The organism is Enterobacter sp. WP_7_1, assembly GCF_003688535.1.
Lineage (GTDB): Bacteria > Pseudomonadota > Gammaproteobacteria > Enterobacterales > Enterobacteriaceae > Enterobacter > Enterobacter asburiae.
On sequence record NZ_REFK01000001.1, the window covers coordinates 1,162,526 to 1,174,947 of the forward strand.

The window sequence follows — 12,422 nt, forward strand, 5'->3', positions numbered from 1 at the left end:
TAGCATATGTCTGGAGGATTAGTGACAGCCGCATACATTGTTGCTGCAATCCTGTTTATTTTCAGTCTGGCGGGGCTTTCCAAACACGAAACGTCTCAGCAGGGAAATAACTTTGGTATCGCCGGGATGGCGATTGCGCTGATTGCCACCATCTTCGGGCCGGATACCGGCAACGTGGCGTGGATCCTGGTGGCGATGATCATCGGCGGCGCGATTGGTATTCGCCTGGCAAAACGCGTTGAAATGACCGAGATGCCGGAGCTGGTTGCCATTCTGCACAGCTTCGTGGGTCTGGCGGCGGTGCTGGTGGGCTTCAACAGCTACCTGTATCACGAACCGGGTCTGGAACCGATTCTGGTGAACATCCATCTGACGGAAGTGTTCCTCGGTATCTTCATCGGTGCGGTGACCTTCACCGGCTCCATTGTCGCGTTCGGCAAGCTGCGCGGGAAGATCTCCTCTAAGCCGCTGATGCTGCCAAACCGTCACAAGCTGAACCTCGCGGCGCTGGTGGTGTCGTTTGTACTGCTGGTGGTCTTCGTGCGTACCGAAAGCGTCGGTCTGCAGGTGCTGGCGTTGCTGGTAATGACCATCATCGCGCTGGCGTTCGGCTGGCACCTGGTGGCGTCCATCGGCGGTGCGGATATGCCGGTGGTTGTCTCGATGCTGAACTCCTACTCCGGTTGGGCGGCAGCGGCGGCAGGCTTTATGCTGAGCAACGACCTGCTGATCGTCACCGGTGCGCTGGTGGGCTCTTCCGGTGCGATCCTGTCTTACATCATGTGTAAGGCAATGAACCGCTCGTTCATCAGCGTTATCGCCGGTGGTTTCGGGACCGACGGGTCTTCTTCCAGTGCGGATGAAGAAGTGGGTGAGCACCGTGAAATTTCTGCGGAAGATACCGCAGACATGCTGAAAAACTCGCACTCCGTGATCATCACCCCGGGCTACGGCATGGCGGTGGCGCAGGCGCAGTATCCGGTTGCGGAAATCACCGAGAAGCTGCGCGCGCGTGGCATCAAGGTTCGCTTTGGTATTCACCCGGTGGCAGGGCGTCTGCCTGGCCACATGAACGTGCTGCTGGCGGAAGCGAAAGTGCCTTACGACATCGTGCTGGAAATGGATGAGATCAACGATGATTTCGCCGACACCGACACCGTGCTGGTCATTGGCGCCAACGATACCGTTAACCCGGCGGCGCAGGACGACCCGGGTAGCCCAATCGCCGGTATGCCTGTTCTCGAAGTGTGGAAGGCGCAGAACGTGATCGTCTTCAAACGCTCCATGAATACCGGCTATGCCGGGGTTCAGAACCCGCTGTTCTTCAAAGAGAACACCCACATGCTGTTTGGCGATGCTAAAGCCAGCGTGGATGCGATTCTGAAAGCGCTGTAAGTTGCGCTGAAACGAATAAACCGCCGAATTCGGCGGTTTTTTTATTGCCGGGTGGCGCTGACGCTTACCCGACCTACGGTTTTGTAGGCCCGGCAAGCCTGCGCTGCCGGGCGTCAGGCGTTAATCGTCTTCAGGATCGTCCAGCTCAACCGGCGTCTGGTACTCATCCGGCTTAATGACCAGCAGGTCGCAGCGCAGATGATCGATCACCTGTTCGGCGGTATTACCGAGGAAGGCGGCAGAAATACCGGTCCGGCCAATGGTGCCCAGCACCACAATCCCCGCCTGCAGGTGTTCCGCCAGGTCCGGGATCACCTCTTCAGGCAGCCCTTTTTCCACGTGGGTCATTTTCTCATCGATGCTGAATTTCTGGCGCAGCGCTTTCATGGCCAGCAGGTGCTGACCGCGGATCGCGTCGTTGTACACGCTCGGGTCAAATTCAGGCAGCTCAATGGCAATGTTAATCGGGGTGACCGGATAGGCACCAACCAGATGCACTTCGGTATGATTCACCTGATCGGCAAGCTGGATGGTCTCCTTCACCAGCTTCTCGTTCAGCGAATTGTGGTAATCCTCTTCGCTCGCGAGGTTTACCGCCACAACGGCTTTCCCGCCTTCAGGCCACGGCTGGTCTTTCACCATCCAGACCGGGCAAGGGCATTTACGCAGCAGGTGCCAGTCGGTCGGGGTGAAAATCACGGATTCCAGCTTGTCGTGCTGGTGCGCCATCTTCAGCAGCAGGTCGTGCCCACCGGCGACAATCTCCTGGATAATGGCTTCGAAAGGTCGGTTATGCCAGACCACTTTAATATCAATGGGCACGCCCGCTTCCAGGTAATACTTCGCCTGTTCACGGATCCATGCGGTACGCTGGCTGATGACGCCCTGACGCATAGCGGTGCGCTCGTCAGGCGACAGAAGGGTGGTCATCTCATACGAGAAGTCATAGATCGGCAAAAACGCTTTGATTTTGCCACCAATCCGTTGATGCAAATACACAGCACGTCGTAATGCCGGCTGATCGTCCTGATTCGGATCGATAGCTACCAGCATGTTTTGATACTTGGCCATACAGGTCTCCTTACTACTGTCACCACAGTCTGTAATTAAAAGAGTAACCTATATATCCTGAATGAAACAGAGGGGAGGTTTTACCAGATCAATAATTCATGAAAAATTATCAGAGGAAAAGTACCGTGGTCGTCACCGCGATAAACGCAATAAACAGCAGCACCATCACCGCTATGGCAAAGGTCGTGGAGTCCTGAACGTAGGTTTTTTCCTCCCCCTTCATCGGGCCGACAAGCATGATCCAGATGAAGATAAAGGTCACTGAGGCAATCACGACTGAAACGAAAAACAAACTTTCTCTCAATTCATAACCTCAACGAGAACCTTTCGGGCGCTGTGTGGGGACGTACTGCGGTGAAAATATCTTGAAACGGAAGTGATTATACCAGACCAATAAATCACAAGAATTTATCAGTCTGGTCATCAACATGCGGAGAGTTACGCCACGTTGCGGGCGTGCCCGGCAAGAACGGCAAGCGCTTCACCGTTTTCGATAGTGATGTATTTACCTTTAACGGCCAGCATCCCGCTTTTCTGGAAACGGCCCAGCAGACGGCTGATGGTTTCCACGGTCAGACCCAGGTAGTTACCGATATCGCCACGCGTCATCGTCAGACGGAATTCACGCGGCGAGAAGCCACGCTCGGCGAAGCGGCGGGAGAGGTTGTAGATAAACGCGGCCAGGCGCTCTTCTGCGTTCTTTTTAGAAAGCAGCAGAATCATGTCCTGATCGCCTTTGATCTCACCGCTCATCAGACGCATCATCTGCTGACGCAGGTTAGGCATCTTACCGGACAGATCGTCCAGAGTTTCAAACGGGATTTCGCAAACCATTGAGGTTTCGAGTGCCTGAGCAAAGCTCGGGTGATGGCCTGTGCCGATGGCGTCAAAGCCCACCAGGTCGCCCGCCAGATGGAAGCCGGTGATCTGCTCATCACCCTGTTCGGTGATGGTGTAGCTTTTGATGGTGCCAGAACGGATAGCATAGAGCGATTTCAGTTCGTCTCCCGCTTTAAACAGCGTCTGCCCTTTCTGAATAGGCTTTTTGCGCTCGATGATATTATCAAGCTGATCGAGTTCATGCTCATTCAGGGTAAACGGGATACAGAGCTGGCTGATGCTGCAATCCTGGCAATGGATAGCACAACCGCCAGACTGAATGCGTCGTATAATTCGCTTTTCCGGGATCATAGGTTTGCTCAAGCCTTAATTGATATTGGTCAATTTTAACATCTTTTTGGTAAGTACGTAAGCCTGACAAACCCTCAATAAGGACAAGAGACGGCAACGTGTCGACATCTTCTTGAAATTCCACAGCTTGATTATGGATTTTTAGCCTAACCGGAAGAAAATTAAGCACAAAAAGCCTGGAAGCTAGAGCAGGAGATACCCTTCGTGACGCAGCAACCATTCTTTGCGCTGCACGCCGCCGGCATAGCCTGTCATGGTGCCGTTGCGGCCAATGACGCGATGGCACGGTACCACGATACTGACCGGGTTCGAGCCGTTCGCGGCACCCACCGCGCGTGCGGCGCCTGCACGGCCTAGCTGTTCCGCGAGCTGGCCGTAATGCATCACCTGCCCGCAGGGAATCGACCGCAGCGCCTGCCATACTTCGCGCTGAAAAGGCGTGCCTGCCGTGGCTGTTGGCAGAGTATCGATGATGCTGAGATCGCCTTCGAAGTAGGCCGCAAGCTTGTCGCTCAGCCCGCCCGGGTTGGTGGCTCGGATACGTTCATACCCCTGCGCGCGGTAGTGAACATGGAGCAGTTCTTCCATCCGGTCGCTGTGCTCTTCCCATTCGACGGCGCGCAGGCAGAACTGCTCGTCCGCGATCACCCACAGCGGCCCGAGCGGCGTCGCAATCTTATCTTCGAGTAATCTCAGCATCCTCATTCCTTTAGTTCAGCCTCGGGTATATCCCCGGCCCAATCGGCAGGCCGACAAGATACCATGCGACCAGCATCACCAGCCATACCCCTAAAAAGATAAGCGGGTAGGGTAAAACCAGCGAATAGTAGGTACCCAGTTTGGCCTCGGGTTTATAGCGCTGCAGGAAGCCTAAGAACAGCGGGACAAACGGCGAAACCGGCGCCAGCGGAATCACCGAGGAGTCCGCGATGCGGAACAGGATCTGGGCAAACGCAGGATGAAAACCCAGCATCATAAACATCGGCACGAAGATCGGGGCCAGAATCGACCAGATGGCGGAGCCGCTGGCGATAAACATGCACAGCAGGGATGACAGCAGCGCCAGGCCGACAAACGCCGGTACGCCGCTTAATCCGGCCGCCTCCAGCGCGTCGGTCAGGCCCACGGCCATAAACTTGCCCATGTTGCTCCAGTTAAACATCGCCACAAACTGCGCCAGCGGGAACACCATCACGATAAAGCCCGCCATCTCCTTCATCGGCTCGATCATCAGCTGCGGCAGATCGCCCTGACGGCGGATTTTGCCGGTCGCGATACCGTAGGCGAGCGAAACGACAAAGAAGAAGAGGATAATCAGCGGCACGATGCCCTGAATAAACGGCGACGGCAGTACGGTATGTTTAACCGGATCGCGCAATATGCCGTTTTCCGGCACCACCATCAGCGCCACCAGCGCGATAAAGGCCAGCGAGACAACGCCCGCCACGCGCAGGCCGAAGCGCTGCTCTTTGCTCAGGGTGTCCAGCTTTTCATCGCTACGGCCTTCCCATTTCCCCAACCGCGGCTCGATGATTTTATCGGTAATCAGCCCGCCAACAATCGTCAGGACAATGACCGAGCTGGCCATAAAGTACCAGTTGTCGATCACGCTGACGTGCATTGCCGCATCGATGGTCTTCGCCGCCTCCGTGCTGATGCCAGAGAGCAGCACGTCGGTGGTGACGATCAGCAGGTTAGCGGTAAATCCGCAGCCCACGCCCGCAATCGCCGACAGCAGGCCCGCCACGGGATGACGCCCGACGGCAAGGAAAATCAGCGCGCCCATCGGCGGCATGATCACCAGCGCGGCGTCTGAGGAGATATGGCTGAAGAAGGCGATAAACAGCACCATATAGCTGGCGTAACGCGCGCTGACGTGAGAAGCCATCTTCACCATTAATGCGGGCAGCAAGCCCACGCGTTCAGCCAGTCCGGCACCCAAAACCAGTGCCAGAATGGCCCCCAGCGGGGCGAAACCGCTGAAGTTCTTAATCACGTTGGGTAAAAACCAGTGCAGCCCGTCGACGCTGAGCAGGTTTTTTACCGCCACCAGGCTGCCGTCAGCCGGGCTGCGCACGCTCACGTCAAAGGCGGAGAGCACGGCGGTGGCGACCATTAAAATCACAATCAGATAGATAAACAGCAGGAAAGGGTGCGGTACTTTATTGCCGATCCTTTCAACCCAGCCATAGAGCTTACCGGATGGGGAATGCGAAGGTATGGATGACATACTCATGGGCGTTCCTCGGGAGTGTTGTGTTGTTGTGTTTTTTTATTTTAAAGGTGACGGTGTCACGCCCTGCGGGATCGGACACACGTACGGTTTTTCTTGTAATTGTTGTTCGAACTCTTCACGGCATTTTTTCAGCAGCGCTGCGTCCTGCAGCAGATTGAGCGCGGTTGCGCCCATCACTTTTCCGGCCAGCAGCATGCCTTTGTGGGCAATGGAGGTACGTCCCTGCGCCACCAGCTGCCAGGTGTGCAGCGGCGTGCCGACGGTAAAGCAGGGGCTGAAGCACTGGGCAACTGGCATTTTCCAGCTGACGTCGCCCACGTCGGTTGAACCCGCCAGCACGTTGTCGGTGATGGCGTAAGGCGCGACTTCATCCACCAGCAGCGTCTCCTGATGACGACGGGCAAAGGCTTTACCCGCGTCTCCCCCCGTTGCGGCAATATTTTTCAGGCTGTTTTGCAGATCGTTGGGCGTCAGGGTGGCGCGGATCTCGCGGGCGAAGGCGCGTTCTTCCTCCGTCCAGAGCGGCGTGCCGTAGTGCTGCAACACGCGATACATCGCCGCCTCGAGCGTGCGGTTCGGCAGGTAGCTGGAGCAGGCTTTATCAAAGCGGCACTCGACGGTGGTTTCGGTCATCATCGCTGCGCCCTGGGCGATTTTCTCGATGCGTTCGTAGATCTGCTGCGCATCGGCCATCTCCGGGGCGCGGATCAGGTACAGCACCTCAGCCTGCGCCTGCACCACGTTGGGCGAAATCCCACCGGTATCGGTAATGGCATAATGGACGCGCGCTTTCTCAATGATGTGTTCGTTGAGGAAGTTGGTGCCGGTGGTCATCAGCGTCACGGCGTCCAGCGCGCTGCGTCCCAGATGAGGGGAGTTGGCCGCATGCGCCGCCACGCCGTGAAAACGCCAGGCCGCCTGAATATTCGCCAGCGTGCTGACGTTAAACATCCCGGCGAAGGCTTCCGGGTGCCAGGTGACGGCGGCATCGACGTCATCAAACAGGCCTTCGCGCACCATAAAGGTTTTCCCGGAGCCACCTTCTTCACCGGGACAGCCGTAAAAACGCACCGTTCCGCTGCCGCCGTGCTGCTCCAGCCAGCTTTTCACCGCCACCGCGCCCGCCAGCGCCGCGGTGCCTAAGAGGTTATGCCCGCAGCCGTGGCCGTTGGCTCCCGGCGTGGCGGATTGCGCCGTTGCGCAGTGCGCCTGCTGGCTTAGCCCGGCCAGCGCGTCGTATTCACCCAGCAGGGCAATGACCGGTTTCCCGCTGCCGAAGCTGGCGATAAAGGCGTTGGGGATGCCGCCTGCCTCGCGCGTCAGCGTAAATCCTTCTGACTCCAGCTCGCTGGCGAGCCTCTCGGCGGACCAGAACTCTTCAAAGCGGGTTTCAGGACGATCCCAGATCGCGTCGGCAATATCGGTTAACGTCCGACATCGCGTGTCGATCGCATCGGCAATAAAAGCGTAGTTCTCCTGCATTACACACCTCGCGTCCACGGGAAATTGAGCGCAGTTCGCGCCAGCGTTTCAATGGCGATGGTCATGACCTGCTCATCGAAGTCGAATTTTTCGTTGTGATGTCCGGCGCTCAAATCCGTGCCGAACACCATATATGACGCCATGCCGCCGTTCTCCTGTACGCGGGCCATCATCAGCGTGGCGTCTTCGGAACCCGCTGGCGCCTTCACCTTATCGATGGCGTGAACAACCCCGGAAACCTGGCTCGCCTGTTCGCGCAGATAATCCACCCACGCCGGTGTCGGCGCGCTGGATGTCGCGGCGCCCATCAGGCGCATCTCGGCGCTCACGCCGTAGAGCGCCGCTGCGCCGGTAATGACCGCCTGCGCGCGTTCAAAGACGTACTGATTAATCGCTTCGCTTTCGCCGCGCGTTTCAACCTTTATCAGGGCATTCGCGGGCACCACGTTGCGTCCGCTGCCCGCCTGCATCACCCCGACGTTCACCCGGGAGGCGCCTTCGCTGTGCGGGGCTATGCTGTGCAGGGCGAGGGCGGCCTGCGCGGCGGCAAGCAGGGCGTTACGACCGTCCTCCGGTTTACCGCCCGCGTGTGCGGCCACGCCGGTAAAGTTCACGTCAAACTTGGTGGTGGCCATAAAGTTATCGCTGCCGCAAATCACCGTTCCGGCAGGGACGCCGGTACCAATATGGATGGCCGTGAAATAGTCCACGTCGTCCAGCGCCCCGGCGGCAACCATGGCGCGCGCGCCGCGGGTACCTTCTTCGGCGGGCTGGAAGATCAGCTTGAGGGTGCCGTTGAGCTGCGCTTCATTCTGCTTAAGCACCCGCGCCAGCCCCAGACCAATCGTGGTGTGGCCGTCGTGCGCGCAGGCGTGCATCATTCCCGCGTTGCAGGAGGCAAACCCGTCGCGAAACGGGCGATGGCTTTCATCCAGCGCTTCGCTTAAATCAAGGGCATCCATGTCGACGCGAAACGCCAGGGTCGGTCCAGGACGCCCGGTATTGAGAGTCGCCACAATGCCGGTAAACCCGCCCTCAAACGGCGCCAGCCATTTCTCGGGCGCGCCCTGCGCCCGCGCGCGGGCAAACTCTTGTGTCAGGGTAGCGGCATCGGGCAGCCCCATCCGGCTTTCGGCATCCACCACGTCGCGGCCCATCGCCAGTTCGTAACCCAGCGAATCGAGGATTTCCGCGACCTTCGCGGCGGTACGAAACTCTACCCAGCCGGATTCCGCATAATGGTGAAAATCGCGACGCCATGCGCTCAGCTGCGGGGATAGTGTCTGGATGTACTGCGCCAGTGTGTCCATATCTGTTCCTGTCATCATTAAAATATGTGAACTGCTTCACGCTGTGATAGTTTTTACTTATCACTAACCGATTTTTCACAGTTTTAACCGTTCAGGAATTACCCTCGCACATCCCTTTCCATTAAAGTAGATGACAGTTTCTTTACTCTGATAAACAACGGTTATCGGTCGGGCTATGACATTCCAGATTAAATTTCATCAAATCCGGGCGTTTGTTGAGGTTGCGCGTCAGGGCAGCATTCGCGGTGCCAGCAGGACGCTGAATCTTTCCCAGCCGGCGCTGACCAAATCCATCAAAGAGCTGGAGGAGGGCATGGCGGCGCAGCTTTTCGTGCGCAGGAGTAAGGGCGTCGCGTTGACCGAATGCGGCGAGGGCTTTTACCAGCGCGCCAGATTGATTCTGGAAGAGCTGCGCGCGGCGCAGGATGACATCCGTCAGCGGCAGGGTGAGCTGGCCGGGCAGATCAACATCGGAATGGGGGCCAGCGTTTCACGCACGCTGATGCCCGCCGTTATCACCCGCTTTCATGCGCAGCATCCGCAGGTCAAGGTGCGGATTATGGAAGGACAGCTGGTGTCGATGATCAATGAATTACGCCAGGGCGAGCTGGACTTCACCATCAATACCTATTATCAGGGGCCTTACGACCAGGAGTTTACGTTTGAAAAGCTCTTCGAAAAACCGTTTGCGGTATTTTGTCGGGAGGGGCATCCGGCAATGGGGGCAACGTCAATTAATGAACTCCTGCATTATAACTGGACAATGCCGACGCCGCGGGGAAGTTATTATAAGCAATTAGAGGAGGTATTTAGCGATCGCTCGCAAATACCGCGAATCGGTGTGGTTTGCGAAACTTTTTCTTCCTGTATTAGCCTGGTCGCGCAAAGTGATTTTTTAAGCATATTGCCGCAGGAGCTAGGCTGTGATCCGCTGCTGGCACACCGTCTGGTCATGCTTCCGGTTGTCGAATCGCTTCCTAAAGCAACATATTATTTAATTCAGCGCCGTGATTCACGTCAGACTCCCCTTGCTGAGTCATTAATTACGCAATTCAGAAGGGAGGTGAGGAAAATAGTCATCGTGTGAAATGCCAATTAAAAAAAAACAGGATCTGCCCGACATCAGACAGACCCTATAGTACACACAGCAGTACGTCCTTTCGCCAATCCTGAGTATTATTTCCATGAGGCAGGTATATTTAGGTATAACACCTTTCCCGAAAAATGAAAGGCGGGCGAGTGATTGATTTCACGAATTTTTAACATAAATCACGTATTTTACCTTTGCTGAAATTTTAGTTAAGTCTGATTTAAGTTTATTTAATAATTACTATATATATTCATCAGGTTAATAATATTGCCACGCATCGCTCTGTAACGGTGATTGAGGCCGGTCTCTGGCGCAGGTATAGTACAGTCCTCAGATGTAGCTGGAGGATGTCCATGAACCCTGACGACAAATCATTTTTTCTTGACGCCATGGAAGATGTCCAGCCCCTGAAGCGCTGCGCGGATATTCACTGGCAGCCCAGCCGCAATACGCGGGCGCGCGAGGAGGTGGATAGCGAACAGCTGGATAACTTCCTGACGCTGGATTTTCTTGACGTGCTTCCCCTGGAAGAACCGCTGGCGTTCCGGCGAGAAGGGGTACAGCAGGGCGTTATTGATAAGCTCCGCTCGGGTAAATACGCCCGCCAGGCCAGCTTAAACCTCCTGCGTCAGCCCGCCGAACGCTGCCGTCAGATGCTCTATTCTTTTATTCGCCAGGCCGGACGCGACGGGTTACGCAATCTGATTATCATTCACGGGAAAGGGCGCGAGCAAAACTCGCATCCCAATGTGGTGCGCAGCTATCTGGCGCGCTGGTTAACCGAGTTTGAGGAAGTGCAGGCCTTCTGCGTGGCGCTGCCGCATCACGGCGGCAGCGGGGCATGCTATGTTTCACTGCGAAAATCGGATGAGGCAAAACAGGAAAACTGGGAGCGGCACGCCAAGCGCAGCCGCTAGCGGGCGATCTCCTCGCCCGCCGGTGACTCAGAACGTTTCCCAGTTGCTGTCGGTGGAGGCGGTAGTCGTCGCCGGGCGCAGCAGCTGTGGCGTTTTCAGACTGGCCGGGCGTGGTGCGACCGCTTTTTCTTTGCCGTTCAGACGAAACGCCGCTACCGCCTGGCGCAGCTGCTCGGACTGATCTTCCAGTGCCGCAGCCGCCGTGGCGGACTCCTGCACCAGCGCGGCGTTTTGCTGCGTCACGCTGTCCATCTGCGAAACGGCCAGGCTCACCTGCTCAATACCGCGGCTCTGCTCGTCAGAGGCAGATGAAATCTCACCCATGATGTCGGTCACGCGGGTGACGGCAGCGACAATTTCCTTCATGGTGGTGCCAGCCTCGCTGACCTGCTCAGAACCGGTATTCACCCGGCTGACGGAGTTCTCGATAAGCCCTTTGATCTCTTTAGCCGCCTGCGCGCTGCGGCTCGCCAGCGTACGGACTTCACCTGCAACAACCGCAAAACCACGGCCCTGTTCCCCGGCGCGTGCCGCTTCCACCGCTGCGTTAAGCGCCAGAATGTTGGTCTGGAACGCGATGCTGTCGATCACGCCGGTAATATGCGCAATTTGCTGCGAACTGTCGGCGATTTCGTTCATGGTGCGAACCACGTTATCCACGACGTGACCGCCGCGCGCGGCCGTTTCAGAGGCGTTTTTCGCCAGCAGCGTTGCCTGACGGGCGTTATCGGAGTTCTGTTTAACCGTCGCGGTCAGCTCTTCCATGCTGGCGGCGGTCTCTTCGAGCGAGGCGGCCTGCTGTTCGGTGCGGGCGGAAAGATCGTTGCTCCCTGCGGCAATTTCGCCTGCGCCGGTGTAGATGGAATCGGTACTTCCACGTACGGCGCTGACGGTGGTCACCAGCGACTGCTGCATCTCATGCAGGCCGGCAGCCAGCTGGCCCATCTCGTTGCGACCGGAGATAGCGATCTCCTGCGTCAGGTCACCCCCTGCAATGGCGCGAATATGGTTCATAATGGAGTGGAGGGGTTTTAACAGCAGGTGCTGTAAACCCTGCCAGATGACCACCAGAACCGCGATAACGGCCAGCAGAATCGCCGCCAGCGTCCACTGCATCTGCGTGAAGCTGCTCTGGTTCTCTTCGGTTGCGGCCTTCAGCAGGGTGTTGTTTTCGGCGCGCCAGCGGTTATAGACCGCTTCCATCTCGTCCTGCGCCTGCTGCGCATCCAGATCGCCATAGGCCTGGTAGTTGTCGGCACGCAGATACTCAATCGATAAGCGCATCACTTCGTGCATCTGGTTCCAGGACTTCTGCATCTCGTCGGTTAATGCTGCCTCCTGGCCGTTAACCTGCGGCAGCTTCTGCCACTCTTTGTTATAGGCTTCGGCTTTTGCCAGCGAGTCGGCTGCGGTGCCAAGCAGTTTATTGATCGCCGCAAGGGAAGCCGGGTCGCGCTGGTTTTTCAGGTAGCGGATCGCCACGCGGGTGACGGTGACGCGCGTTTTCACCAGCGTGTTCACGCTGTCGCTCAGGCTTTCCTGCTGGGCATTGAGCACGCCGGAATTCTGGAAGTTATGGCGATCGTTGCTGACGGCAGAGTAGAACAACCCTCCCGTGACAACTTGCAACAGACAGAATATGGTGAGGGCAAAGATAATACCGGTAATCACGTGCAAATTTTTCAGCATAGCGGTCGTCCGTTAGAAAGGATGCAGAGGTACACCAATAC

The 12,422-nt window shown here is 57.0% G+C and carries 11 protein-coding genes; 3 read left to right on the forward strand and 8 right to left on the reverse strand.

The annotated features are described in order from the left end of the window. Positions 1-6 precede the first annotated feature (6 nt). Complete coding sequence (gene pntB / locus BJ885_RS05790; RefSeq protein ID WP_032668239.1) at positions 7-1,395, forward strand: Re/Si-specific NAD(P)(+) transhydrogenase subunit beta; 1,389 nt, start codon at positions 7-9, stop codon at positions 1,393-1,395. 120 nt (positions 1,396-1,515) lie between these two features. Here pntB and uspE read toward each other — a convergent pair whose 3' ends face one another. The 7 genes from uspE to BJ885_RS05825 all read right to left on the reverse strand — a co-directional run bounded on the left by uspE (position 1,516) and on the right by BJ885_RS05825 (position 8,685). Then, on the reverse strand, positions 1,516-2,466 hold the full coding sequence (gene uspE / locus BJ885_RS05795) for a universal stress protein UspE (protein WP_023335478.1): 951 nt from the start codon (positions 2,464-2,466) through the stop codon (positions 1,516-1,518). A 109-nt stretch (positions 2,467-2,575) separates the two neighbouring features. Then, the gene (locus BJ885_RS05800) at positions 2,576-2,758 is read right to left on the reverse strand and encodes a hypothetical protein (RefSeq protein ID WP_014883604.1); all 183 of its coding nucleotides are present in this window, start codon (positions 2,756-2,758) and stop codon (positions 2,576-2,578) included. Positions 2,759-2,904: 146 nt separating this feature from the next. Continuing rightward, entirely contained in the window at positions 2,905-3,657 is a 753-nt protein-coding gene (gene fnr / locus BJ885_RS05805) for a fumarate/nitrate reduction transcriptional regulator Fnr (RefSeq protein WP_006174991.1), read from the reverse strand. A 183-nt stretch (positions 3,658-3,840) separates the two neighbouring features. After that, positions 3,841-4,356 (reverse strand): methylated-DNA--[protein]-cysteine S-methyltransferase, encoded by a 516-nt coding sequence (gene ogt / locus BJ885_RS05810; RefSeq protein ID WP_047647947.1) that lies wholly within the window; start codon positions 4,354-4,356, stop codon positions 3,841-3,843. A gap of 10 nt (positions 4,357-4,366) precedes the next feature. Beyond that, positions 4,367-5,893 (reverse strand): p-aminobenzoyl-glutamate transporter, encoded by a 1,527-nt coding sequence (abgT, locus tag BJ885_RS05815; protein ID WP_032657666.1) that lies wholly within the window; start codon positions 5,891-5,893, stop codon positions 4,367-4,369. 36 nt (positions 5,894-5,929) lie between these two features. After that, on the reverse strand, positions 5,930-7,375 hold the full coding sequence (locus tag BJ885_RS05820; protein ID WP_121931365.1) for a M20 family metallopeptidase: 1,446 nt from the start codon (positions 7,373-7,375) through the stop codon (positions 5,930-5,932). Further along, positions 7,375-8,685: a M20 family metallo-hydrolase gene (locus tag BJ885_RS05825; RefSeq protein WP_121931366.1), complete on the reverse strand. Its 1,311-nt coding sequence runs from the start codon at positions 8,683-8,685 to the stop codon at positions 7,375-7,377. Before BJ885_RS05825 ends, BJ885_RS05820 begins: the two co-directional genes overlap by 1 nt. A 175-nt stretch (positions 8,686-8,860) precedes the next feature. Here BJ885_RS05825 and BJ885_RS05830 point away from each other — a divergent pair, with 175 nt between their 5' ends. Then, positions 8,861-9,772 carry a LysR family transcriptional regulator gene (locus BJ885_RS05830; RefSeq protein ID WP_121931367.1) on the forward strand — a complete coding sequence of 304 codons (912 nt, stop codon included), beginning with the start codon at positions 8,861-8,863 and terminating at the stop codon, positions 9,770-9,772. Between the two features lie 356 nt (positions 9,773-10,128). Continuing rightward, a complete protein-coding gene (gene smrA / locus BJ885_RS05835) occupies positions 10,129-10,692 on the forward strand; it encodes a DNA endonuclease SmrA (RefSeq protein ID WP_047647942.1) in 564 nt (187 codons plus the stop codon). 27 nt (positions 10,693-10,719) lie between these two features. On the opposite strand, the gene BJ885_RS05840 is transcribed toward smrA, so the two are convergent. Continuing rightward, positions 10,720-12,381 carry a methyl-accepting chemotaxis citrate transducer gene (locus BJ885_RS05840; RefSeq protein WP_039262714.1) on the reverse strand — a complete coding sequence of 554 codons (1,662 nt, stop codon included), beginning with the start codon at positions 12,379-12,381 and terminating at the stop codon, positions 10,720-10,722. Between the last annotated feature and the right edge of the window lie 41 nt (positions 12,382-12,422).